Raw genomic sequence first — 23,972 nt, 5'->3', positions numbered from 1 at the left:
GGTCGTGGCATGGCAAGACCGCGGCGCATCGTCCTCGTACGGCACGGAGAGTCCGAAGGCAATGCCGACGACACGGTGTACGAGCGGGAGCCCGACCACGCGCTCAGGCTCACCGAGACCGGTCTGCGGCAGGCCCGGGAGACAGGGGAGCAACTGCGGGACCTCTTCGGGGAGGAGCAGGTCAGCGTGTACGTCTCGCCGTACCGTCGAACGCACCAGACCTTCCGGGAGTTCCGGCTCGACCCCGAGCAGGTCCGGGTGCGGGAGGAGCCCCGGCTGCGGGAGCAGGACTGGGGAAACTGGCAGGACAGGGATGACGTACGCCTGCAGAAGGCGTACCGGGACGCGTACGGGCACTTCTTCTACCGCTTCGCGCAGGGCGAGTCCGGGGCCGACGTGTACGACCGGGTCGGGGCGTTCCTGGAGAGCCTCTACCGCAGCTTCGAGGCGCCCGACCACCCGCCGAACGTGCTCCTGGTGACCCACGGGCTGACGATGCGGCTGTTCTGCATGCGGTGGTTCCACTGGAGCGTCGCCGAGTTCGAGTCGCTGTCCAACCCGGGCAACGGCGAGACGCGGACGCTGCTGCTCGGCGAGGACGGCAGATACAGCCTGGACCGGCCGTTCGAGCACTGGCGTACCCCGGAACCGTACGGCTCCACCGGATAGAGTGGTGAAGCGATGACCGCTGACTCCACTCTCGACCGGCGCTTCGAACGCGCCCTGGCCAGCCTTCGAGGGCTGGCCGTGGGAGACGCCCTGGGCTCCCAGTTCTTCGTTCCCGTCAACTATCCGCTGCTCAAGCGACGCGAGCTGCCTCCCGGCACCTGGCAGTGGACCGACGACACCGAGATGGCCGGCTCGGTCCTGGCCGTGCTCGTGAGCCACGGGCGGATCGACCAGGACGCGCTCGCGCATGCGTTCGCCGAGCACCACGACTTCGACCGGGGCTACGGCCCCGCCGTCAACAGGATGCTCCGGCTCATCAGGGAGGGCGGCGACTGGCGTGAACTCGCCGCCGCGCTCTTCAACGGTCAGGGCTCGTGGGGCAACGGGGCCGCGATGCGGATCGCCCCGCTCGGCGCCTGGTACGCGGACGACCCGGAGCAGGCGACCCACCAGGCCGAGATCTCCGCGTACACCACGCACCAGCACCGTGAGGCCGTCGTCGGCGCCATGGCCGTCGCGGCCGCCGCCGCTCTTGCCGCGGACCCGGCGGGTCCGCCCACGCCGACGGACCTCCTGGACGGGGTGATCGCCCTCGTACCGCGCAGCGCGGTCGGCGCGGGGCTGCGCCGCGCCCGCGACATGCTCGACTACGGCGACGCCGGGACGGTCGCGGCGGTCCTGGGCAGTGGGCGCCGTACCAGCGCCCACGACACCGTGCCGTTCGCGCTCTGGTCGGCGGCCCGGGCGCTCGGCGACTACGAGCAGGTGTTCTGGACGACCGCCCAGGTCGGCGGCGACGTCGACACCACCTGCGCGATCGCCGGCGGAGTCGTGGCCTCCGGTGCGGCCGGCGCGCCGCCCGCCTCCTGGCTGGAGCGGACGGAGGAACTGCCGGACTGGGTGCCCGCCGGCGTACGGCCCTGATCCGGCCCCTCCCCGTACCCCGGGAACGGGGAGGTGAGTGTCACGGTCCTGACACAGCGCCGTCCGGTCGGGTCCGAACGGGCGGACCGCCGTTAGAGTCGGCCACTCCGCAGCGCTGATCATGTCAAGAGCGCGCCGACACGACACCCGGACCGCAGCCCTCCGCCGGCGAGGCACCGCATGCGAGCCGGGTCGGGAGGGGGTCCCGTGTCCGACATACCGTCCGATCCACTACCGCAGGACGGAGCTCAGCCCGTCAGCGAGCCGAAGCCCACGCCCGAGCCCAGGGCGGAGACCGCTGCCGAGCCCGTCGTGGGGACAGCGGCCGAGCCCAAGGTGGAGACCGCTGCCGAGTCGAAGGCGGGGACGACGGCCGACCGCAAGCCGGAGCCCGGTCCCGGTCCCGCTCCCGGTCCCGCTCCTGTGCCCCCGGGTCCCGCTCCCGGTCCCGTGCCCCCGGGTCCCGTACCGCCGGGGCCGTACTACGCGCCGTACGCGCCGCCCCACCAGCGGGCCCCGGCGACGGCGTGGCCCGGTGGCAGGCCGCCGCACCCCTGGGCTCCGCCCGCGCCCCCCGGCGACACCTGGCTGACCCGACTGCGCCCCGCCGCGCCGGCCCAGGTCACCGCCCCGACGCTCTGGGCGGTCCTCGCCACCGCCTTGCTGTCCGCCCTGCTCCTCGACGAGGGAATCGGCCTCAACCTGATGATCGTGGCCGCTCCCGCGGTCCTCGCGGCCGCCTTCGCCGCGCGGGCGGCGGGCAGGCGGCTCCGGCCCTGGACGCTGGTCTGGGCGATCGGGGCCCTCGCCCTCCTCGCCGTCCCCGCGCTCCGGGACGCGGGATGGCCGACCTTCCTCGCGATCGTCACCGCCATCGGCGTGACGGCCCTCGCTCTGCACGGCGGCCGGGGCTGGCCGAGCGTTCTCTTCGCGCCCTTCGGTCTGTTCGACTCCCTCGGTTCAGGGACCGGCTGGATCTGGCGCGGCGTACGTGATCGTGCGGACGGCTCGCGCGGCCGGTGGGGCCCGGTCGTGCGGACCGTCGGAGTGGCCGTCGCCCTGCTCGTCGTCTTCGGCGCGCTGTTCGCTGGCGCCGACGCGGCCTTCGCCGACCTGCTCGGTTCGCTGATGCCCGACATCTCGCTGGAGCAGGCGCCCTGGCGGCTCTCGTTCTTCCTGCTCGGGCTCTTCGGCGCCATCGCCCTCGCCCGTACGGCCGCCGCGCCCTTGCGTTGGGACCGGATGGTGATCCGCCCCGGCCGGGCCCGCGCGCGACTGGAGTGGGCCCTTCCGCTGATCGTGCTCAACCTGCTCTTCGCGGCGTTCAACGGGGTCCAACTCGCCGTTCTCTTCGGCGGGTACGAAAAGGTCCTCGAAGAGACCGACCTGACCTACTCCGAGTACGCCCGCCAGGGCTTCTGGCAGCTGCTCATGGCCACCCTGCTCACCCTCGTGGTGATCGGTCTCGCCCTGCGCTGGGCGCCGCGCGACGGCGCCCGCGACCGTACGCTCGTCCGTGCCGTCCTCGGCACCCTGTGCGTCCTCACGCTCGTCGTGGTCGCCTCCGCGCTGCGCAGGATGGACCTGTACGTCGACGCGTACGGGCTCACCCGGCTGCGCATCTCCGTGGCCGCCATGGAGATCTGGCTGGGTCTGGTCATTCTGCTGATCATGGCCGCCGGGATCTTCGGCGCGCGTCTGCTGCCCCGCGCGGTGGCCGTCAGTGCCGCCGCGGGCGTACTCGCCTTCGGCCTCGCCTCGCCCGACGCCCTCGTCGCCGAACGCAACGTCGAGCGGTTCAGCAGCTCCAAGAAGATCGACATTCCCTATCTCGCCGCGCTCTCGGCGGACGCCGTACCCGCCCTCGACCGGCTTCCGGAGCCACAGCGTTCCTGCGCCCTCCTCGGTATCGAGGTGCGCCTGCGCGGCGACGACGGAGGCTGGTACGCCACGAGCTGGTCAGAGGCGAGGGCGCGCACGCTCCTGGCGGAGCGGGGCGTCGACCGGAGCCCGGCCGAGTGCGGAGCGGTGAGCAGGTTGGACGGCTACGACCCCTACGAGAACGGCGATCGGTCCGGCGACCCATACGGGGCCCCCTGATCTTCGGAGAGGTCGGCGCCGCGCCGCGCACCACCCCGGTTCCTGGCCCGCTCGAGAGCGGAAGGGGCCGGGGTGCGTGCGTTCCGGATGCCCCGCGATCGATCAGATCAAGCCGTCTCGGACCGGCTTCACACGGCCCGTTCGGACATCCGAGGGGAATCCGGGTATCGCGGGCGGTGCCCATCGGCGTAACCTTGCTCGCGCCATGCCCTATGAACCACCCACACACACCGTCGAGCGCTCGCTCCGAGCCACCACCGGCGCCAAGATCGTCGCCGGAGTAGACGAGGTCGGACGCGGGGCATGGGCCGGTCCCGTGACGGTCTGCGCGGCCGTCACCGGCCTCCGCAGGCCCCCCGAGGGGCTTACCGACTCCAAGCTGATCACCCCCAAGCGCCGTACCGCCCTGGCCGCGGAACTGGAGAAGTGGGTCACCGCCTACGCCCTCGGCCACGCCTCCCCCGAGGAGATCGACGAGCTGGGCATGACCGCCGCGCTCCGGCTGGCCGCCGTGCGCGCGCTGGACGCACTGCCGGTCCGCCCCGACGCGGTGATACTCGACGGGAAGCACGACTACCTCGGCAGCCCCTGGAAGGTCCGTACGGTGATCAAGGGCGACCAGTCCTGCATCGCCGTGGCGGCGGCCTCGGTCATCGCCAAGGTCCGGCGCGACGCGATGATGGCCGAGCTCGAGGGCGAGTCGCAGGGGTGCGCGGGATACGGCTTCGACGCCAACGCGGGCTACCCCTCGCCGGTGCACAAGGCCGCCCTGGAAGAGCGGGGACCGACGCCCTTCCACCGGCTCTCTTGGTCGTATCTCGACGCGCTGCCCCAGTGGCGGCACCTCAAGAAGATCCGCATCTCCGCCGAGGCGGCCGCACTGGAAAGCGGGGGCCAACTCGGCTTCGATTTCTGAACTTCCCGGCAGGCTCATGCCGACGGCCGGGTCGCACGATTGTGCCCACCCGCCGGAGCCCCGCGCACCGGCGTTTGATAGACATCCACTCATGCCTCTCTTCCCCGAGGAGCCTCAGATTCACGAGAGTGCCCAGGGTCCCCGCGGCACGGCCGCAGGCCACCCCGCGCCGACCCCCCGTCCCGTACCCGGTCCGCGTTCCGCGGCCTCGCCGCGTCCCGGGCGTCCCGGTCCCGGCTCGGCCAGGCCCGGACCGCCGATGCCCCGCCCGCACACCGGCGCCGCGCAGACCCCGTCGACCCGTCCGGAGAATCGTTCCGAGCAGCGCACGGGCCCGCAGATCCAGCTGATCCCGGCCCCGGTCGACGGCGCCGTCGACGCCGCCGAAGAGGCCGTCGATCTGCTCCTGGACAGCGGCCGTTCCCCCGGCGACATCCTCGTGCTCACCACCGGTGAGCAGCACCCGTGGGCGGCGCACGAGCTGTCCTTCGGCGAGACCGCCTACTGGGCCCAGCAGGACGCCGGCGACGACGTGTTCTTCGCCGACGCCGACGCCGTGGAGCGGGCGGCCGCCCGGCCCGTGGTCGTGGTGGCGGTCAACGGTGGAGCCGAGGAGGCGGTCGCCAAGGCGCTGCCCCTGGCGAGGGGGCGCGCGACCGCGCTGCTCATCGTCTGCGGCGACCCGCAGCGCATCAACGGCGTGCTCGGCGTGGGTGTCTGACCTGCACGAGGTCTGAGGCCTGAGGTCCGGGGGGCTGACCGCCGAGGTCTGACGTCCGAGGTCCGAGCAGGATCACTCTCGTGGTCCTGCCCCGGCTGCCCTTAGGGGCGGCCGGGCCTTGGCCCCGCCTCGTGGCCGGTGCGGTCCGCCTCAGCGGGCCGCCGTTCGGCGCAACGGTTCGGCGGCACCGCCGGCCGTACGGGGTGTCAGAAGACCGAGCTCGGACGGAACATCGCCGAGCGGTGCGGGGCGCGAACCCGAGCCGGGGTACCGGCCGCCGCGCCCCTCGCCCAGCACCTGCCAGCCGCCGCGCGTCAGGGTGATGTACGCGCCACAGCGCAGCCCGTGGAGCGTGCAGGCGTCCCGCAGGCCCCACATCCAGGCGCCGTCCTCCTCCGTCCACCGCTCGTCGCCGTCCCGGCAGTAGAGCAGCACCGCCGTCCGCACGGGTGTCCGGCGGCGCAGATCGTGCGGGATGACGCGGCGCAGATGGGCGAGGAGCACGTTGCGGAACTCCCAGCCGTCCGCCGGGACCGGACGACGGGTGAACGACGCGCTGGCGGTGAGCCGTTCCTCGTGGTCGAGCACGGCGACGACCGCCGTCGCCGGGGTCGGGCGGTGGCGGGTGTGCAGCCCGCTGACGACCTCACGGGGGTTGCGGAGCAGCGGGATTTCGGCCGCCGCCCACTCCGCCGGCTCCAGCATCCGAGCGAGGCGGCTGGCGGACTCGGTCGACGAGTTGATCGAAGTGGCTGCGGACGGAGCGAATCCGAAGGTCACGGTCCTCCCTTCGGATACGCGCCCGCTGGGCGGGCAGGGTCGAGTGAGGGCGCACCACGGCACAGTCCTTCCGGACCGCGTGCGGGGCCATGCCGGGCGGTTTCCCAATTCTTGCTGGCCCGTGCGCGAGCGGCAACGAGCAATTGACGCCGCTGACTGGAATGGGTCGGTATGGCACTCATATCCCTGCCCAGACACCCACTGTTCACGCTCCGTTTCACACCTGGACGTCAGGCATCAGGGGGAACGCGCCCGAACCGGCCTCGCTGGTGCCCGCGCCGGGGACTGTTCGAGAGCGAGATGTCGCTCCGAGTGAATTGGCCGATTGTCAGTGCCATCGGGTTGCATGGGGGCATGGACAACCTGGAGCTCCGTGCCGAAGCCGACGCCATCCTTGCCGAGCTCGTGGGAGATCCCGGGGGCTCCGCGCGGCTGCGGGAGGACCAGTGGCAGGCGGTGTCCGCCCTGGTGGAGGAGCGTCGGCGGGCGCTGGTGGTGCAGCGCACCGGCTGGGGCAAGTCGGCGGTGTATTTCGTGGCGACGGCTCTGCTGCGGCGCCGTGGGGCCGGTCCGACGGTGATCATCTCGCCGCTGCTCGCGCTGATGCGCAACCAGGTCGAGGCGGCGGAGCGGGCCGGTATCCGGGCGCACACCATCAACTCGGCCAACCCGGAGGAGTGGGACACCATCTACGGGGAGGTCGAGCGGGGCGAGACCGACGTTCTCCTCGTGAGTCCGGAGCGGCTCAACTCCGTCGACTTCCGCGAGCAGGTGCTTCCCAAGCTCGCGGCCACGACCGGTCTCCTCGTGGTCGACGAGGCGCACTGCATCTCCGACTGGGGGCACGACTTCCGCCCCGACTACCGCAGGCTGCGGGCCATGCTCGGAGAGCTCTCCCCGGGCGTGCCGGTCCTTGCCACCACCGCGACCGCCAACGCGCGGGTCACCGCGGACGTGGCCGAGCAGCTGGGCACGGGCGCCGGAGAGGCCCTGGTCCTGCGCGGTTCGCTGGAGAGGGAGAGCCTCCGGCTCGGAGTCGTCCAGTTGCCGGACGCGGCCCACCGCCTGGCCTGGCTCGCCGAGCACCTGGACGAGCTGCCGGGCTCCGGGATCATCTACACGCTGACCGTGGCCGCGGCGGAGGAGGCCACGGCCTTTCTGCGGCAGCGCGGTTTCACGGTGGACTCGTACACGGGCCGTACAGAGAACGCCGATCGGCTGCAGGCCGAGGCCGACCTGCAGCAGAACCGGGTGAAGGCGCTGGTGGCGACCTCGGCCCTGGGCATGGGCTTCGACAAGCCCGACCTCGGCTTCGTGATCCACCTCGGCTCGCCGTCCTCGCCGATCGCGTACTACCAGCAGGTGGGCCGTGCCGGACGTGGGGTGGAGCACGCGGAGGTGCTGATGCTGCCGGGCAAGGAGGACGAGGCGATCTGGCGCTACTTCGCCGACACGGCCTTCCCGCCCGAGGCCCAGGTGCGCCAGACGATCACGGCCCTCGCGGACGCGGGACGGCCGCTGTCCGTGCCGGCCCTGGAGGCGGCGGTGGATCTGCGCCGCACCCGCCTGGAGACGATGCTCAAGGTCCTCGACGTGGACGGGGCCGTCAAGCGGGTGAAGGGCGGCTGGGAGAGCACGGGGCAGCCGTGGGCCTACGACGCGGAGCGGTACGCGTGGGTGGCGCGGCAGCGCAAGGCCGAGCAGCAGGCCATGCGCGACTACGTGAGCACGACCCGGTGCCGGATGGAGTTCCTGCGTCAGCACCTGGACGACGAGGGCGCGGAGCCGTGCGGCCGGTGCGACAACTGCGCCGGTGCCTGGATCGGCTCCTCCGTCTCGACCGAGGCGCTGACAGGTGCCACGCGAGAGCTGGACCGCCCGGGTGTGGAGGTCGAGCCGCGCCGGATGTGGCCGACCGGCATGCCGGCCCTGGGCATCGACCTCAAGGGACGTATCCCCGCCGGTGAGCAGGGGGCCACCGGGCGTGCCCTCGGCCGGCTCTCGGACATCGGCTGGGGCAACCGACTGCGCCCCCTGCTGGCCGAGAACGCCCCCGACGGTCCCGTCCCCGACGACGTCCTGAAGGCGGCGGTGGCCGTCCTGGCCGACTGGGCGCGCTCTGCCGGCGGGTGGGCACCGAACGTCGCGGACGCCTCCGCCCGGCCCGTGGGCATCGTCGCCGTGCCGTCCCTCCGCCGACCGCAGCTCGTCGGCTCCTTGGCGCAGGGGATCGCGTCCATCGGTCGCCTCCCTTACCTCGGCACCTTGACCTACACCGGGCCGAGCGGCGCCGAAGCGGCACGCCGCAGCAACTCCGCGCAACGGCTGAAGGGTCTGTTCGGTGCCTTCACCGTCTCGGAGGAGCTGGCCGACGCCGTGGCAGGCGCCGCCGGGCCCGTCCTGCTGGTGGACGACTACACCGACTCCGGCTGGACCCTCGCCGTCGCGACCCGTCAGCTCCGCCGCGCCGGCAGCGGTCCGGTTCTCCCGCTGGTTCTCGCGGCATCGGCGTGAATGCGGGCAGGGCGCCCGTGCGTTCGGTCGCTGAACGGCTTCGACGGGCGCCACGTGTCCTGGCGGTCTGTGTGGTTCATGACCCCAGGTAAGCCGATGCCTCGGACATCGCGCGAGCGAGCCGTCCGAGCTGTGGACAACTGCCGGGCGGGTCGGCCGGGGAGTTATCCACAGGGCTTTCGGAGTCGGCGGTCGGCGCGAGACCGTCGTGACCATGAACACGAACCCGCACGAATTCCGTGGAACGACCGAATCCCAGCAGATCACGTTGCGCGGCCCCGCCGAGCTGGCCGACGCACTCCCGTTCATGCTCGGCTTTCACCCGAGCGACTCCGTCGTCCTCGTCGCGCTCCACGGTGAGCTCGGACGATTCGGCGGCCGGGTCAGGCTCGGCATCCCGCGTTCCGCGAACGAATGGCCCTCGACGGCGGAACACCTCGCCGAGTGCCTCGTCGAGGGCTGCACCCGGCGCGGCACCCGGCCGGACGGCATCGTCGTCTTCCTCTGCCAGGACCCGGCGCCCGGTGAGACGGGCCGTCATGTGATGGAGCGGCTGCGCCCGTTCGCCCAGCGCCTGCGCACCGCCTGCGGCGCGCTCGACATTCCCGTCTACGAAGCACTCTGCATCTCCGACGGCTTGTACTTCTCCTACTGCTGCCCCGACACCCGCTGCTGCCCGCCCGACGGCACACCCCTCGCGCTGACCGGTACGTCGGTCATGGCCGCGTCCGCCGCCTACGCCGGAATCCAGGTCCGGGGATCCCTGCGGGACATGGAGGCCCGGCTCACGCCCCGTGCGTCGCCCTCGTCCGAGGACGATCGGCAGCGCACGGCGCTGAACGAGGCCTCCGCCGTGATCGTCCCCAAGATCTTCGACGGTCCGCCCGGTGCGGGCCGTGCAGAGGTCAGGGAGACGACGATCGACCTCGCCCGCGAGGTCCTCCGACGCTTCGACGCCCCGGCCGTGCCACCCGCGCCGGCCGGCGTGCGTGGCGCCGCGACGGCCGAACAGGACGCGGCCGACGACGCGATCCTCGACGCCGACGAGGCCGCCGCCCTGATCCTGGGGCTCCAGGACCGGGAGACACGGGACCAGGCCGCCGAATGGATGGAGGGCAGCGAGGGCGCCGCCGCGCTGCGGCTGTGGCGCGTGCTGGCCCGGCGCTGCGTCGCACCGTTCGGCGAGCACGCCGCGGCTCCGCTCACGCTCGCCGGCTGGGTGGCCTGGTCCACCGGGGACGAGCCGGCCGCCCGGGTCGCCCTGGGGCTCGCCCTGGACTCCGACCCCGACTACGTCTTCGCCCGCCTGCTGCACCAGGCCTGCAACGAGGGGCTGGACCCCGAATCCCTGCGGAGCTGCCTGCGGCAGGAGCGCGGGTCGAGGGCGGCGGCCCTGGAACAGCACGCCGCGGCGCACCGTCCCGCCAAGGCGAAGGCGGGGAAGGTCGCGAAGGCCCCGAGGAAGGCTGCGCCGACCGCGGGGACCCGTCCCGGCAAGGGCTCCACCCAGCGATCGCGGGGTGCCGCGACCAGGCCGGGCGGACAGCGCGGGACGAGGAGCGGGCGGTGACGCCCGTGACCAGGCCACCCGCAGCGGCGTTCACCTCTGTGGCGGAGCCCGACGACCCGTGCCGCCGAACCCTTGTCGGCAGCCCGGATCGCACAGAGAGCACCGCACACCACCCATGGCCTCCCGTCCCGCCCCAGCCCCCGGACTCCCGGCAGCCCCCGGACTCCCGGCCGGACAGGCGTCCGCCGGCGGTCTTACGCCTCCTGCCACCGCCCGACCGGGAGAACCGCCGTCGGTGCACCACGCGCTCCTCTGCGTGGCCCTGCCCGGCCTCGCGATCTCGCCCGATCACGGCCAGCTCACCGGTCACGGCCTCGAAGGGGTCTACCTCTCCGGGCGCCGCCTCCTCGCCCGCTCCGTGCTGCGCGTGGCCGGCCGAGAACCTCTCGCCCTGCAGGGCCGCCAGGCCTCGGCGGACCGCGCGGTCTTCCTCTCCGCCGTCCGTACGGCGGGAGACATCGGCCCCGACCCCGGACTCACCGTCGAGCGCTCACGCGACGCCGACGGGACCGAGCGGATCACCCTGCGCAGCTCCGTCGGCAGACCCCTCCGGCTCCCGGTGGAAATCGCTCTGGGTACGGATCTCGCAGACCTGGGCGCCGTGGCGGCGGGGCGGGCCGGACCCGAAATCGCCGCCAGTGTTCACGGCACGGGGATGCGTTGGACAGCGGGTGACGGACGGTACGCCTCCGTCAGCGCCGACCCACCGCCGACGGACGCGCTGGCCGCGGCGGGACTCCTTCGCTGGGAGATGGAGCTGGCTCCCGGGGCGACCCGGACCATCGAACTCAGGGTCCGCGCGGACCGCGCCCCCCGACCCTCCGGAGCCGTGGGCACCGGTACGGGCCGACCCAGTGGCGTCGTCCTCGCGGAGGCGCGCGCCGAGGGAGACGATCCCCGGATCGGCGAGCTCCTGCGGGTGGCCGTCGACGACCTGCGGGCGCTCCTGCAGCGAGACCCGGTGCACCCGAGCGATGTCCACCTCGCCGCCGGAGTCCCCTGGCGCTGCGGACCCGCCACCGCCGAAGCGCTCTGGGCGGCGCGCATGGCCCTCCCGCTCGGCACCCGACTCGCCGTCACGACGCTCCGAGCCCTGGCCCGCGCCCAGCTCGACGGGCCGGGGCCGGCGCGGGGCCGCATCCAAGGGCCCCTCAGAGACGCCGGCCCCTTCCTCCCTCCGCGCTGCACGGGTATCGAGGCCACGCTTGCCTTCCCCACGGTCCTTGCCGAGGCGAGGCGGTGGGGGCTCCCCGAGCAGGACCTTGTGGAGCTCCTGCCCACCGCGGAACGGTGCCTCCAGTGGCTCAGGGGCGCGGCCGACGCGCAGGGCTTCGTCCCCGACCCGGGCCCCGCCGGGCCGTGGCGGGCCGAGACCCAGGCCCACGCCCATCGCGCGGCCCTGCTCGGCGCCGACCTCCTCGACGGCTGTGGACGCCCCGGGGCCGACGAATGGCGGGAGTGGGCTCGCGCCCTGCGCGAGCGGTTCCGGGCGGTGTTCTGGCTCGACGACAGGTCCGGCGGCAGGCCCGCCGCGGCCCTGGTGCCCGGCGGCCGGCCGTGGACGCAGCTGGGCGGCTGGGCGGCACACCTGCTCGACACCGGGCTCCTCGGCGGCGGGCGGTACGCACCCGGCCTGCTGGACAAGGCCTCCACCGAACAACTGGCCCGCCTGCTGGGCACGCCCGCTCTCGACTCCGGCTGGGGGCTGCGCAGCCTCGGTGTCAAAGAGCCCGGCCACAACCCCTTCGGGCACCGGGCCGGTGCGGTGCGGGTCCATGAGACGGCGGTGGCCGTCGCAGGTCTCGCCGCGGCGGGATACGAGAGGGAAGCGGGGTCCTTGCTGAAGGGGACCGTCGACGCGGCGGAGGCGTTCGGCTACCGGCTGCCCGAGATGTACGGCGGCGGTGTGCGGACGACCGGGTCGACCCCCGTTCCCCATCCGACGGCCTGTCGGCCCGCGGCGGTGGCGGCGGCCGGTGCGGTCCACCTTGTGACGGCCCTCGTGGGGATCCGGCCGGACGCCCCCGGCGGCACGGTCGCCCTGCACCCCGTCCGGTCCGCTCCGCTCGGAGCCGTACAGCTGTCGGGCGTCCGGGTCGCAGGGGAGCCGTTCGCCGCACGGGTGAGCCGGCTGGGCCTCGGCATGGTCGAGGAGGCCGCCGACGGCCTCCAGCTGGGGGGCTGAAGGGATGCAACCCCTCAGCAATGGCACGGTCCCGGGGGAGCGGGAAGAAGTCGACGTCGATGCACGGGAGGGGCGTGTTTATCGTCAGGAAGACGACTATGATCACGGCATGCCTCCCTACGACCCGTCGGCCTTTCCGCCCTTCGCCGTCACTGTCGATCTGGTCGTGCTCACCGTGCGGCGCCACGCCCTGTGCGCCCTGGTGGTGCGGCGGGGAGAAGCGCCGTTCCAAGGCAGGTGGGCGCTGCCCGGCGGATTCGTCCGGGCCGACGAGGACCTGACCATGGCGGCGGCGCGCGAGCTGGTGGAGGAGACCGGCCTCTGCGTCCACGACCCGGGTGCCCCGGCGCCCGTGCCGGCCAACGGCGCCCACCTGGAGCAGCTGGCCACCTACGGCGACCCCGAGCGCGACCCCCGGATGCGGGTGGTCAGCGTCGCCCACCTGGCGCTCTCCCCCGATCTGCCCGCTCCGCGTGCGGGCGGCGACGCGAACAGCGCCCGCTGGGCACCGGTGGAGGAGCTGCTCGGCAAGGACGGATCCGTCGACGACGGGCAGGCCGAGCCGCTCGCGTTCGACCACGCGCGGATCCTCGGTGACGGCGTGGAGCGGGCCCGCTCGAAGATCGAGTACTCCTCGCTGGCAACGGCCTTCTGCCCGCCCGAGTTCACCGTCGGCGAGCTCCGGAGGGTGTACGAAGCCGTGTGGGGTGTCGCGCTCGACCCGCGCAACTTCCATCGGAAGGTGACCGGTACGCCGGGCTTCCTGGTTCCTGCGGGCGGCACCACGACCCGTCAGGGCGGGCGTCCCGCGCAGCTGTTCAGGGCGGGCGGGGCGACACTGCTCAACCCGCCGATGCTCCGTCCCGAGGTCTGAGCGCCCCGCTCCGGGGCGACCCGTGGCTTCAACCATGCACCAAAAGTCCGAAATGTAGCGTTATCTTGCTTCGATAGCCGCCCTGCCGCGGAGCGGTCTCACCTACCGCGAGAGAAGCGATGCTCCAGGTCATCGGACTCACCAGCAGCCCCCGCCGCGAGCTCCCGCCCGCCGTGGACGATCTCACCTTCGACGCACGGCCGGGGCAGGTCACCGCCCTTCTCGGTTCTGCCGGATCCGGGAAGACCACCGCCCTGCGGCTGATGCTCGAACTCGAGCCGGGCCGAGGCGTCACCTACTTCCGCGGCCGCCCCCTGCAGCGCATCGCCCACCCCGCCGGCGAGGTGGGCGTGCTGTTCGGTGACGTTCCCGGACACCCCTCACGGACCCTGCGCAGCCAGTTGCGGATGCTGAGCGCCGCAGCGGGGGTCCCCGCGTCCAGGGCCGACGAGATGCTGGAGTTCGTGGGACTCGCCGGCCTGCACGACCAGCGCATCGGCCGGCTCTCCCGGGGCATGGACCGTCGACTCGGCCTCGCCTCGGCCCTGTTGGGCGACCCGCACACGCTGCTGCTCGACGAGCCCGGCGCCGGGCTCTCCGTACGCGAGCGTGCCTGGCTGCACGAACTGCTGCGCGCCCACGCCACCGAGGGCGGCACCGTCCTCTACACCACCGAGGACCCCAAGGACGCGGCCCGCAACGCCGACCGGATCGTCACCCTCGACAAGGGACGGCTCGTCGCGGCCCAGGCGGCCGCGGACTTCGCGCACACCCGGCTCCGGCCGCGCGTGGCCGTCCGCACACCGCATGCAGCGCGGCTTGCCGCCGCCGTCACCCAGGAGGCGCGCGCCGCGCGCCGCACCGTCGAAGTGATCACCGAACGCGGCAACCGCCTGTCCGTCTACGGCAGCGACTGCGCCGCCATCGGGGAGACCGCCTTCCGCCACGGAGTCCTCATCCACCGGCTGACCGACGAGGTGGGCGACACCGGCCCCGTCGACACCGGCCGCGACACCCGGGGTGAGGGGCGTTCCGACACCGAGCCCGACCGGCCCGCTGCCGCCGCCGCGTCGGAACCCGGTCCGCAGGAGCCCCGGCGGCGGCCGGCCCGTTCGCCGCTGCGGCCGCTGCGGTACGAGATCCGCAGGCTGCTCGGCGTGCCCGCGACACCGCTCGTCGTGGCCGCGGTCCTCGTCGCCTCTGTGGTGATCTCGCTGCTCCTCGCGCGCAGTGGCCGGACGCCTCTGCCGACCGTGCTCGCCGGCTGGCCCGCCCTGTCGCCGCTGCCTCCCGCCGCGCTCGGGGCGGGGCTGCTCGGCGCCTTCTCGTTCGGCGACGAGTACCGCTACCCGGCGCTCACGACCGGTCGGGGGGTCGTTCCGCGCAGGCTGGGGCTTCTGCTCGCCAAGCTCGCGGTCGCGGCCGCCACCGCACTGGTCATCGCGGTGCTCGTCGTGGTGGCGGACCTGGAGGCGCTCCGCCTCGTGTACGGCGGCGAGTTGATTCCCGTACCGGAAAACTGGCCGACTCTGTGTGCGAGTTGGCTCGGTCTGATCGTCGGGTGCGCCTGGGCGGGGGTGCTCGGGGCCGGGGTCTTCCGAGTGGCCGCGGCGGGAGTGGCGGCGGTGCTCGCGGTGCCCGTCGTCGTGGCTCCGCTGCTGCGTCAGACGACCGCGGGCCCCGCGGGCCGGTCGATCGCCGGACTCCCCGGCAGGCTGAGGGAATTCGTCAGCATGGAGTGGCCCGTGGCGGCCGACCGCTGGCTGCTGGGCGCCCTCCGGGTGGTCGCGCAGCCCGTGGGGGTGGCGCTGGCGCTGGCGTTGACCGCGCTCCTCTGCGCGTATGTGATCACGGGCCTTCATCGCAAGGCGCGTTGGTGATCAAAACCGGATCGAATCGTTCCGGTTCCCATGTAACTCTCTTGAAAATGCCCGGCTATGTCCGAATAATCGTCAATTGTGTAGGGGGCGCCGATCACCCTTTCGTGTGCTTTTCACCAAAGACCTCAAGGGTCACGAGGGCCACGCCGACAAAGGATGCGTGAGTACCCTTGCGCACACCATGATGACCGCCGCCCGTCCCGTCGACTCCGGCCTCGGCGCCCCGGGCGATCTCGATCGCTACCCGTACGCGGAGGCGCCCGTCGCCGAGCGCGTGGGTCCCCCCTCCTGGGAAGGGGTGGAGACGGACCTCGGCCGGGTCGGTCGTCGCAGCGCCGGCAGCCGTGGCCGCGGACTCCACGGCCAGCTCGTCCAGCAGCTCGGCCAGATGATCGTCTCCGGCGACCTCGGCGCGGACCGCCCGCTCGTCCCGGAGGAGATCGGTCAGCGCTTCGAGGTCTCCCGCACCGTCGTGCGCGAGTCGCTGCGCGTGCTGGAGGCCAAGGGCCTGGTCAGCGCCCGCCCCAACGTCGGCACCCGGGTCCGGCCGGTCAGCGACTGGAACCTGCTGGACCCCGACATCATCGAGTGGCGCGCCTTCGGCCCGGCTCGCGACGACCAGCGCCGCGAGCTCAACGAGCTGCGGTGGACGATCGAGCCCCTCGCCGCCCGCCTCGCCGCCGGTCACGGCCGTGAGGACGTCCAGCAGCGGCTCTCGGACATGGTCGAGATCATGGGCCACGCCTATGCCCAGGGGGACGGCATCACCTTCTCCCGGGCCGACGCCGAGTTCCACTCCCTGCTCATCCAGCTCGCCGGGAACCGCATGCTGGAGCACCTCTCCGGCATCGTCGCCGCCGCGCTCCAGGTCTCCGGCGGCCCGGTCACCGGCTGTGACCGCCCGGGTGAGTCCTGCCTGGCGCACCACGCGCGCATCGCCGACTGCCTCGCGACGGGCGACGCCCAGGGGGCCGAGACGGCCATGCGCCAGCTGCTCACGGTCCACCCGGAGGTGGAGCGCGTCGTGCCCGCTCCGCGCGAGCACTGACCTACGGGCCGTGGCCGGGCACGCGAGGCGTACACGTCACGTGCCGCCGGAGCCGCGCGGAACCCGGGAATCATGGTGAGACCCGGGGTCGCGGGGGCTCCGGTGGCGCGAATGTGCGACGAACGCCCGTTCTGGCCGCATTCGTCGCACATGGGGTGTGACTCGGGCCACGCGGATTGGGCGTAACACTCCTCGGAGCCGTGCGATGACTTAAGAGGTGACAGCCGAGGAAGGAATACAGCAGCCGTCTCAGGCGCTGTGCAGTTCCCCGGTCCAGCCCGCGCCGTCGGCACATTCCCCGTCGACGGTCGTCGGCTCCGGCCCGATCCTGGGCGGGGCCGGAAGCCGTTTTCCATCGTTCCGAGAGGTTGTTCGTGTCGGCCAGCACATCCCGTACGCTCCCGCCGGAGATCGCCGAGTCCGAGTCTGTGATGGCGCTCATCGAGCGGGGAAAGGCTGATGGGCAGATCGCCGGCGATGACGTGCGTCGGGCCTTCGAGGCTGACCAGATTCCGCCAACCCAGTGGAAGAATGTTCTGCGCAGCCTCAACCAGATCCTCGAGGAAGAGGGTGTGACGCTGATGGTCAGTGCAGCGGAGTCGCCGAAGCGCGCCCGCAAGAGCGTCGCAGCGAAGAGCCCGGCCAAGCGCACCGCCACCAAGACCGTCACCGCCAAGACGACCGTGACGAAGAGCGTCGCGGCCGCCACGGCGGCCCCGGCGGCAGAGAGCGCGGACCCGGCCGACGAGGCCGGAGCGCCGGCCAAGAAGGCGGCCGCGAAGAAGACCGTCGCCAAGAAGACGGTGGCGAAGAAGACCGTCGCCAAGAAGACGGCGGCCAAGAAGACCACCGCCAAGAAGGACGCCGACGAGGCCGTCGAGGGCGAGGAGCTCATCGAGGACGTCGCGCCCGGCAAGGGCGAGGACGAAGAGGCCGAGGGCGAGAACAAGGGCTTCGTCCTGTCCGACGAGGACGAGGACGACGCTCCCGCGCAGCAGGTCGCCGTCGCCGGTGCCACCGCGGACCCGGTCAAGGACTACCTCAAGCAGATCGGCAAGGTCCCGCTGCTCAACGCCGAGCAGGAGGTCGAGCTCGCCAAGCGCATCGAGGCCGGTCTGTTCGCCGAGGACAAGCTGGCCAACTCCGACAAGCTGGCGCCCAAGCTCAAGCGCGAGCTGGAGATCATCGCCGAGGACGGCCGCCGCGCCAAGAACCACCTCCTGGAGGCCAACCTCCGTCTGGTGGTCTCGCTGGCCAAGCGCTACACCGGCCGCGGCATGCTCTTCCTGGACCTGATCCAGGAGGGCAACCTGGGTCTGATCCGCGCCGTCGAGAAGTTCGACTACACCAAGGGCTACAAGTTCTCCACGTACGCCACCTGGTGGATCCGTCAGGCGATCACCCGCGCCATGGCCGACCAGGCCCGCACCATCCGTATCCCGGTGCACATGGTCGAGGTCATCAACAAGCTCGCGCGCGTCCAGCGCCAGATGCTCCAGGACCTGGGCCGCGAGCCCACCCCGGAGGAGCTGGCCAAGGAGCTCGACATGACCCCCGAGAAGGTCATCGAGGTCCAGAAGTACGGCCGCGAGCCGATCTCCCTCCACACCCCGCTGGGTGAGGACGGCGACAGCGAGTTCGGCGACCTGATCGAGGACTCCGAGGCGGTCGTCCCGGCCGACGCGGTCAGCTTCACGCTCCTCCAGGAGCAGCTGCACTCCGTGCTCGACACGCTCTCCGAGCGTGAGGCCGGCGTGGTCTCCATGCGCTTCGGTCTCACCGACGGTCAGCCGAAGACGCTGGACGAGATCGGCAAGGTCTACGGAGTGACGCGCGAGCGCATCCGCCAGATCGAGTCGAAGACGATGTCGAAGCTGCGCCACCCGTCCCGTTCGCAGGTGCTGCGCGACTACCTCGACTAGTCCGCGATCGTTCGAACTGGAGGGCCCGGTTCCCCGAAAGGGGGCCGGGCCCTTCGGCATTGCGCGGGTGCACGGCGGGAAGGCCTGAACGACTCTGGGTGAACAGACGTCACCGGAGAGTCAGGAGGCTCTATGCGTCGCCCCATCGCCCGAGCAGTGACCACTGCCCTGGGCCTGATCTCGACTGCGGCCGGTCCGTTCGCCGCCGTCGCCCCCGCAGCCGCCGACAGCGTCGTCGTGGGCGGGCAGCCCGCCGCCGCCGCGGACGCTCCGTGGGCCGTGGCGCTGTCCAGCCGTGACCGGTTCGGGGGTACGCGGGCGGGCCAGTTCTGCGGGGGAGTGGTCGTGGCACCCACGCGGGTGCTGACCGCCGCCCACTGCCTGGGCAGGGACGTGCTCGGAGGCGAGCCCTCGCAGCTGCCCGACTTCAAGGTGATCGCGGGCCGGAGCGCTCTCCACGGCCAGGACGGACAGGAGATCCGGGTCTCCAGCACCTGGATCAGTCCGGACTACGACCCGACGGCCAACACCAACGACCTCGCCGTACTGACGCTGGCGAGCCCGCTGCCGCAGTCGTATGTGATCAAGACCGCCGTCCCCGGGGACGCGGCCGAGACGCCCGGCACGGCGGCGGACGTGTACGGCTGGGGGGACACCACAGGAAACGGCACCTACGCCTCCACCCTGCGCTCGGCGCGCGTCCAGGTGCTGCCCGACAGCGCGTGCCAGCGGGCCTATCCCGGGGGCTGGGGGGCGGCGTACCGGTCCGCCACGATGCTGTGCGCCGGTGACCCGCAGGGAGGCAGGGACGCCTGCCAGGGGGACAGTGGCGGGCCGCTGGTGGCCGGCGGGCGGCTCATCGGTCTGGTGTCCTGGGGCAGCGGCTGCGGACAGCCCGAGAACCCGGGCGTCTACACCCGCGTCTCGACGGTGCTGCCGGAGAGCTTCTGAGCTCTCGGGGTACGAGAACGGGCGGCCACCCCCTGGGTGCGGGGGTGGCCGCCCGTCGACCGATCAGTGACCGGCCCTTGGCTCGTCGTGGATGCGAGGCGTCAGCGGTCCTCGTCTACTGCCTTGGCCGGCACATCGGTGAGCCGGTCGGTCTCATCCTGTATTTCCGCGGCGATCTTCTTGAGTTCCGGCTCGAACTTGCGACCGTGGTGGGCGCAGAAGAGCAAGTCACCGCCGCTTGTCAGGACGACGCGCAGGTACGCCTGGGCGCCGCAGCGGTCGCAGCGGTCAGCGGCCGTCAGGGGGCTCGCGGGGGTCAGAACAGTAGTCACGTCGCCTCTTCTCTAGCTCGACGAGCTGTCGTACCAGGGTCAACATCCAACCAGGCCGAAAACGTTCCCGCTCGTGGCTTTTCCTCGAAACTTCTTCCCGAGGTGGCTGTCTGCTGCCGGTTGGCGGCGAATGAGCCGTATTGCGTCGCTCTACGGATTTCGCATTGCTTGTCTCGGTTTCGTCCTCCCGGCTGGGTTGCCGGTTGTTCATGAGGACGTGCCCGGAGCCTAAATGGTTCATGCCTCGAAGGGAACGTGATGTTCGCGTCACCCCTTCGAGGGATCGAACACCCATACGACTCTGCACTAGCATGAGAAATCAGGAGGGTGGCGTGACAACGGCTCTACCAGGCATCGGTACCCTCTGACCGGTGAATGACGCCGGGCCTTACCCCACCGGGCCAGTTTTCAAATTCAGCGAGGAGCGAACCGCGTGACCGCCGAGACGTCCGTGCCGTCCAGTGCGCTGCTGACCGCAGACCGTGACGGTTCCAACTACACCGCGCGGCACCTGCTCGTACTCGAAGGGCTCGAAGCTGTCCGCAAGCGCCCCGGTATGTACATCGGGTCCACCGACAGTCGCGGTCTGATGCACTGCCTCTGGGAGATCATCGACAACTCGGTCGACGAGGCTCTCGGTGGCTACTGCGACCACATCGACGTGATCCTCCACGACGACGGCTCCGTCGAGGTGCGCGACAACGGCCGGGGCATCCCGGTCGACGTCGAGCCCAAGACCGGGCTGTCCGGCATCGAGGTCGTCATGACGAAGCTCCACGCGGGCGGAAAGTTCGGCGGCGGCTCGTACGCGGCCTCCGGCGGTCTGCACGGCGTCGGCGCTTCCGTGGTGAACGCGCTCTCGGCCCGGCTCGACGTCGAGGTCGACCGGAACGGCGCGACGCACGCGATCAGCTTCCGCCGGGGCGTCCCCGGCATCTTCACCGAGCAGGGCCCCGACAGCCCCTTCGACCCGTCCAGCGGCCTGCTGAAGGGCAAGCGCGTCCCGAAGACCCGCACCGGCACCCGTGTGCGGTACTGGGCGGACCGCCAGATCTTCCTCAAGGACGCCAAGCTCTCTCTGGAGCACCTGCACCAGCGCGCCCGGCAGACCGCCTTCCTGGTCCCCGGCCTGACCATCGTCGTCCGCGACGAGCGCGACCTGGAGGGCGTGGGCAAGAGCGAGGAGACGTTCCGCTTCGACGGCGGCATCAGCGAGTTCTGCGAGTTCCTCGCCCAGGACAAGGCCGTCTGCGACGTGCTCCGGCTCACCGGCCAGGGCACCTTCAAGGAGACCGTCCCGGTCCTCGACGACCGCGGCCACATGACGCCGACCGAGGTCACCCGCGAGCTGGGCGTCGACGTCGCCCTGCGCTGGGGCACCGGCTACGACACCACGGTCAAGTCGTTCGTCAACATCATCGCCACGCCCAAGGGCGGCACCCACGTCTCGGGCTTCGACCAGGCCATCACCAAGACGGTCAACGAGGTCCTGCGCTCCGCGAAGATGCTGCGCGTCGCCGAGGACGACATCGTCAAGGACGACGCCCTGGAAGGGCTCACGGCCGTCGTGACCGTCCGGCTGGCCGAGCCGCAGTTCGAGGGGCAGACCAAGGAGGTGCTCGGCACCTCGGCGGCCCGCCGGATCGTCGCCAACGTGGTCGCCAAGGAGCTGAAGGCCTTCCTCACGTCCACCAAGCGCGACGACAAGGCCCAGGCGCGGGCCGTCCTGGAGAAGGCCGTCGCGGCCGCCAGGACCCGTATCGCGGCCCGCCAGCACAAGGACGCGCAGCGCAGGAAGACCGCGCTGGAGTCCTCCTCCCTGCCGGCGAAGCTCGCCGACTGCCGCAGCGACGACGTGGAGCGCAGCGAGCTCTTCATCGTCGAGGGAGACTCCGCGCTCGGCACCGCCAAGCTCGCACGGAACAGCGAGTTCCAGGCCCTGCTGCCGATCCGCGGCAAGATCCTCAACGTCCAGAAGTCCTCGGTCTCGGACATGCTCAAGAACGCCGAGTGCGGGGCGATCATCCAGGTCATAGGAGCCGGCTCGGGCCGGACCTTCGACATCGACGCGGCCCGCTACGGCAAGATCGTGCTCCTCGTCGACGCCGACGTCGACGGCGCGCACATCCGCTGCCTGCTGCTGACCCTCTTCCAGCGCTACATGCGCCCCATGGTCGAGGCGGGCCGGGTCTTCGCCGCCGTGCCGCCGCTGCACCGGATCGAGCTCGTCCAGCCCAAGAAGGGCCAGGACAAGTACGTCTACACGTACTCGGACAGCGAGCTGCGCCAGACCCTGCTCGAGTTCCAGCGCAAGGGGATCCGCTTCAAGGACGCCATCCAGCGCTACAAGGGCCTCGGCGAGATGGACGCCGACCAGCTGGCGGAGACCACCATGGACCCGCGGCACCGGACCCTGCGCCGGATCAACATCGGCGACCTGGACTCGGCCGAGACGGTCTTCGACCTGCTCATGGGCAACGACGTGGCGCCCCGCAAGGAGTTCATCACCAGCTCCGCGGCGACGCTCGACCGTTCTCGGATCGACGCGTAGCCGGTGGCTCCACCCACGGGTGGAGCCACCGAGTTCCACCCCTGAGCTGATCACGGACGCGCTCCCTCTCCGTAGCATCGAGATGACGGAGGGGGACGGATGTGAAAGGCAACAAGTCGACCGGGCGATGGTTCGCGTGGCCCGCGCCGGAGGCACTGACCCGGGTCGGTGTGCCACGCGGCCGCCTCGTGATCGACGGACTGCTGTTCGCCGCGATCAGCGGGTGGACCGTGATCAGCGTCTATCTCTCGGGCGCTTCCCCCGGCTGGTACGGGGTCTTTCCACCGCTGGGCCTCGTCCTGGCCGGGGCCGCGCTCTGCGCCTACCACCGGACGACCTTGGCCAACCGACTCCTGCCCTCCCTCGCCCTGCTCGGGGCCGTCGCGGGCCTCGGCCTCGCGGCGCACCTCGCGGGAGCGCACGTCACCGCCACCCTGCTCTGGATCGTCGTCTCCGTCGCCGCGATGCAGCGACTGCCGATGCTCGTCGCCCTGGCCACCGTGCTGCTCCTCTCCGGGGGGTTCGTCGACGCCGACGAGACCGGGGTCGCGGGGGCCGCGGTCACCACCGCCGCGGTCCTGCTCACGGGGTACTCCCTGCGCCTGGACGCCGAAGCCCGTAGCGCCGGGTTCCGGCTGCTCGCCCAGGAGCGCGCCGCACGCGAGGCCGAGGCGGCCTCCGCGGCCCTGGCCGAGCGGGCCAGGATCGCGCGCGAGATCCACGACGTCCTGGCGCACAGCCTCTCCGCGCAGATGGTGCACCTGGAGGCGGCCAGGCTCCAGATCGAGGCCGGCGCCGAGCGGGAGACGATCCTGGAGCGGGTGGTCGCGGCCCGGTCCATGGCCCGGGAGGGGCTCGCCGAGACCCGGCAGGCGCTCTCCGCGCTCCGCGGCGACATGGCGCCCGTCGAGGACTACCTACGGGAGCTGGCGCGCGAGGACAGGGCCGAGGTCCAGGTGGTCGGCGCGCGCCGACAGCTGCCGGCGGAAGCCTCCCAGGCCGTACGGAGAGTGGCGCAGGAAGCCCTCACCAACGTCCGCAAGCACGCTCCCGGGGCCAGGGCGCGCCTGCTCCTGGCCTACGAGACGGGTGAGGTCGCCCTGGAGATACGGGACTCGGGCGCACCCGGTGCGGTCGCGGGCGGCGCGGGGCTGAGCGCCTCGGGTTCCGGCTACGGGCTGCTCGGGATGCGCGAGCGCGCCGAGCTCCTCGGCGGGACGCTGGACGCGGGGCCCGAGGGCGACGGCTTCGCGGTGCGGCTGAGGGTGCCGGCATGAGCGGCCCCGGGAACCGGCAGGGCGACGGCAGGGTCGCGCGGGTGATCGTCGCCGACGACCAGTCCATGGTGAGGGAGGGAATCGTGCTCGTGCTGGGCCTGCTGCCCGGCATCGAGGTGGTCGGGGCCGCCAAGGACGGTGAGGAGGCCGTCGCCCTGACCGCCGAACTGGCCCCCGATGTGGTGCTGATGGACCTTCGGATGCCGCGCTGCGACGGAGTCGAGGCGACCCGGCGGATCCGCGCCGAACACCCCGGCACGGAGATCGTGGTGCTCACCACGTACGCCGACGACGACTCCCTCTTCCCGGCGCTCAGGGCGGGGGCGCGTGGCTATCTCACCAAGGACGCGGGAGGGGAGGAGATCGTGCGCGCGGTGCACGACGTGCTCGACGGGCGGGCCGGACTCGCTCCCGCCGTCCAACGGCGGCTGCTGGAAAAGCTGATGGTCGAGCCCGAGCGGCGCGGCGGACCCGTCGGTGACCTGCCAGGAGGCCGGCCGCGGCGGCAACCGGCCACGCTGCCCGACGGGCTCACCGAGCGCGAGGCCGAGGTGCTCGCCCTGGTCGCGGACGGCCTCTCCAACCAGGAGATCGGCGCCCGCCTGAGCATCTCGACCGCCACGGTGAAGACCCATATCAACAACCTTTTCGCCAAGATCGGAGTCCGCGACCGGGTGCAGGCCGTCCGGTACGCATATCGGCATGGGCTCGTCGCACCACCAGGCGAAACCATCACCTGATGGGGTGAAGTAAGGAGG

At 72.1% G+C, this 23,972-nt stretch carries 18 protein-coding genes; 16 read left to right on the top strand and 2 right to left on the bottom strand.

All coding sequences use genetic code 11. From position 1 onward, the window contains the following. The first annotated feature begins 9 nt into the window (after positions 1-9). The 5 genes from ACWCO8_RS04260 to ACWCO8_RS04240 all read left to right on the top strand — a co-directional run bounded on the left by ACWCO8_RS04260 (position 10) and on the right by ACWCO8_RS04240 (position 5,330). Positions 10-669, top strand: coding sequence for a histidine phosphatase family protein (locus tag ACWCO8_RS04260; protein ID WP_451030817.1), 660 nt, complete (start codon positions 10-12; stop codon positions 667-669). Positions 670-681: 12 nt separating this feature from the next. Then, complete coding sequence (locus tag ACWCO8_RS04255) at positions 682-1,593, top strand: ADP-ribosylglycohydrolase family protein (RefSeq protein WP_451030816.1); 912 nt, start codon at positions 682-684, stop codon at positions 1,591-1,593. A 180-nt stretch (positions 1,594-1,773) separates the two neighbouring features. Beyond that, positions 1,774-3,693: a DUF4153 domain-containing protein gene (locus tag ACWCO8_RS04250; RefSeq protein ID WP_451030815.1), complete on the top strand. Its 1,920-nt coding sequence runs from the start codon at positions 1,774-1,776 to the stop codon at positions 3,691-3,693. 205 nt (positions 3,694-3,898) lie between these two features. Beyond that, positions 3,899-4,609 (top strand): ribonuclease HII, encoded by a 711-nt coding sequence (locus ACWCO8_RS04245; RefSeq protein WP_362012197.1) that lies wholly within the window; start codon positions 3,899-3,901, stop codon positions 4,607-4,609. A 91-nt stretch (positions 4,610-4,700) separates the two neighbouring features. Then, on the top strand, positions 4,701-5,330 hold the full coding sequence (locus ACWCO8_RS04240) for a hypothetical protein (protein ID WP_451030814.1): 630 nt from the start codon (positions 4,701-4,703) through the stop codon (positions 5,328-5,330). 150 nt (positions 5,331-5,480) lie between these two features. Here the strand turns inward: ACWCO8_RS04240 and ACWCO8_RS04235 are convergent, their stop codons facing one another. Next, entirely contained in the window at positions 5,481-6,110 is a 630-nt protein-coding gene (locus tag ACWCO8_RS04235; RefSeq protein ID WP_362012203.1) for a hypothetical protein, read from the bottom strand. Between the two features lie 354 nt (positions 6,111-6,464). Between ACWCO8_RS04235 and ACWCO8_RS04230 the strand changes: the two genes are divergently transcribed. The 8 genes from ACWCO8_RS04230 (at position 6,465) to ACWCO8_RS04195 (ending at position 19,054) form a co-directional block, all read left to right on the top strand. After that, the gene (locus ACWCO8_RS04230; RefSeq protein ID WP_451030813.1) at positions 6,465-8,624 is read left to right on the top strand and encodes a RecQ family ATP-dependent DNA helicase; all 2,160 of its coding nucleotides are present in this window, start codon (positions 6,465-6,467) and stop codon (positions 8,622-8,624) included. A 214-nt stretch (positions 8,625-8,838) separates the two neighbouring features. Beyond that, positions 8,839-10,194, top strand: coding sequence for a DUF4192 domain-containing protein (locus tag ACWCO8_RS04225; protein ID WP_451030812.1), 1,356 nt, complete (start codon positions 8,839-8,841; stop codon positions 10,192-10,194). Positions 10,195-10,309: 115 nt separating this feature from the next. Continuing rightward, positions 10,310-12,379: a glycogen debranching N-terminal domain-containing protein gene (locus tag ACWCO8_RS04220; RefSeq protein WP_451030811.1), complete on the top strand. Its 2,070-nt coding sequence runs from the start codon at positions 10,310-10,312 to the stop codon at positions 12,377-12,379. A 109-nt stretch (positions 12,380-12,488) separates the two neighbouring features. Then, the gene (locus tag ACWCO8_RS04215; protein WP_384506105.1) at positions 12,489-13,253 is read left to right on the top strand and encodes an NUDIX hydrolase; all 765 of its coding nucleotides are present in this window, start codon (positions 12,489-12,491) and stop codon (positions 13,251-13,253) included. 119 nt (positions 13,254-13,372) lie between these two features. Beyond that, positions 13,373-15,133, top strand: a complete 1,761-nt coding sequence (locus ACWCO8_RS04210; RefSeq protein WP_451030810.1) for an ABC transporter ATP-binding protein — start codon at positions 13,373-13,375, stop codon at positions 15,131-15,133. A gap of 160 nt (positions 15,134-15,293) precedes the next feature. Next, positions 15,294-16,181 carry a FadR/GntR family transcriptional regulator gene (locus ACWCO8_RS04205; RefSeq protein ID WP_362012217.1) on the top strand — a complete coding sequence of 296 codons (888 nt, stop codon included), beginning with the start codon at positions 15,294-15,296 and terminating at the stop codon, positions 16,179-16,181. A gap of 374 nt (positions 16,182-16,555) precedes the next feature. After that, entirely contained in the window at positions 16,556-18,103 is a 1,548-nt protein-coding gene (locus ACWCO8_RS04200; protein ID WP_451030809.1) for an RNA polymerase sigma factor, read from the top strand. A 132-nt stretch (positions 18,104-18,235) separates the two neighbouring features. Further along, positions 18,236-19,054: a S1 family serine peptidase gene (locus ACWCO8_RS04195; protein ID WP_451030808.1), complete on the top strand. Its 819-nt coding sequence runs from the start codon at positions 18,236-18,238 to the stop codon at positions 19,052-19,054. 101 nt (positions 19,055-19,155) lie between these two features. Here ACWCO8_RS04195 and ACWCO8_RS04190 read toward each other — a convergent pair whose 3' ends face one another. Beyond that, on the bottom strand, positions 19,156-19,386 hold the full coding sequence (locus tag ACWCO8_RS04190) for a DUF7455 domain-containing protein (RefSeq protein ID WP_137992866.1): 231 nt from the start codon (positions 19,384-19,386) through the stop codon (positions 19,156-19,158). Between the two features lie 433 nt (positions 19,387-19,819). On the opposite strand from ACWCO8_RS04190, the gene ACWCO8_RS04185 reads away from it, so the two are divergent. From ACWCO8_RS04185 to ACWCO8_RS04175, 3 genes are all read left to right on the top strand, one after another. After that, on the top strand, positions 19,820-21,937 hold the full coding sequence (locus ACWCO8_RS04185; protein WP_451030807.1) for a DNA gyrase/topoisomerase IV subunit B: 2,118 nt from the start codon (positions 19,820-19,822) through the stop codon (positions 21,935-21,937). A gap of 101 nt (positions 21,938-22,038) precedes the next feature. Continuing rightward, positions 22,039-23,214 carry a sensor histidine kinase gene (locus tag ACWCO8_RS04180; RefSeq protein WP_451030806.1) on the top strand — a complete coding sequence of 392 codons (1,176 nt, stop codon included), beginning with the start codon at positions 22,039-22,041 and terminating at the stop codon, positions 23,212-23,214. Continuing rightward, a complete protein-coding gene (locus ACWCO8_RS04175) occupies positions 23,211-23,954 on the top strand; it encodes a response regulator (protein ID WP_451030805.1) in 744 nt (247 codons plus the stop codon). The genes ACWCO8_RS04180 and ACWCO8_RS04175 overlap by 4 nt, the downstream gene beginning before the upstream one ends. The last annotated feature ends 18 nt before the right edge of the window (positions 23,955-23,972 follow it).

The organism is Streptomyces sp. NPDC001927, assembly GCF_053594455.1.
The sequence above is the reverse complement of the archived record's forward strand: the minus strand, read 5'-3'. Positions and strand labels throughout refer to the sequence as shown.

What these genes read in the sequence shown, in the direction of transcription:
- ACWCO8_RS04260 (WP_451030817.1), top strand. Translation starts at nt 10, where the DNA reads ATGGCAAGACCGCGGCGCATCGTCCTCGTACGGCACGGAGAGTCCGAA.
- ACWCO8_RS04255 (WP_451030816.1), top strand. Translation starts at nt 682, where the DNA reads ATGACCGCTGACTCCACTCTCGACCGGCGCTTCGAACGCGCCCTGGCC.
- ACWCO8_RS04250 (WP_451030815.1), top strand. Translation starts at nt 1,774, where the DNA reads ATGCGAGCCGGGTCGGGAGGGGGTCCCGTGTCCGACATACCGTCCGAT.
- ACWCO8_RS04245 (WP_362012197.1), top strand. Translation starts at nt 3,899, where the DNA reads ATGCCCTATGAACCACCCACACACACCGTCGAGCGCTCGCTCCGAGCC.
- ACWCO8_RS04240 (WP_451030814.1), top strand. Translation starts at nt 4,701, where the DNA reads ATGCCTCTCTTCCCCGAGGAGCCTCAGATTCACGAGAGTGCCCAGGGT.
- ACWCO8_RS04230 (WP_451030813.1), top strand. Translation starts at nt 6,465, where the DNA reads ATGGACAACCTGGAGCTCCGTGCCGAAGCCGACGCCATCCTTGCCGAG.
- ACWCO8_RS04225 (WP_451030812.1), top strand. Translation starts at nt 8,839, where the DNA reads ATGAACACGAACCCGCACGAATTCCGTGGAACGACCGAATCCCAGCAG.
- ACWCO8_RS04220 (WP_451030811.1), top strand. Translation starts at nt 10,310, where the DNA reads ATGGCCTCCCGTCCCGCCCCAGCCCCCGGACTCCCGGCAGCCCCCGGA.
- ACWCO8_RS04215 (WP_384506105.1), top strand. Translation starts at nt 12,489, where the DNA reads ATGCCTCCCTACGACCCGTCGGCCTTTCCGCCCTTCGCCGTCACTGTC.
- ACWCO8_RS04210 (WP_451030810.1), top strand. Translation starts at nt 13,373, where the DNA reads ATGCTCCAGGTCATCGGACTCACCAGCAGCCCCCGCCGCGAGCTCCCG.
- ACWCO8_RS04195 (WP_451030808.1), top strand. Translation starts at nt 18,236, where the DNA reads ATGCGTCGCCCCATCGCCCGAGCAGTGACCACTGCCCTGGGCCTGATC.
- ACWCO8_RS04175 (WP_451030805.1), top strand. Translation starts at nt 23,211, where the DNA reads ATGAGCGGCCCCGGGAACCGGCAGGGCGACGGCAGGGTCGCGCGGGTG.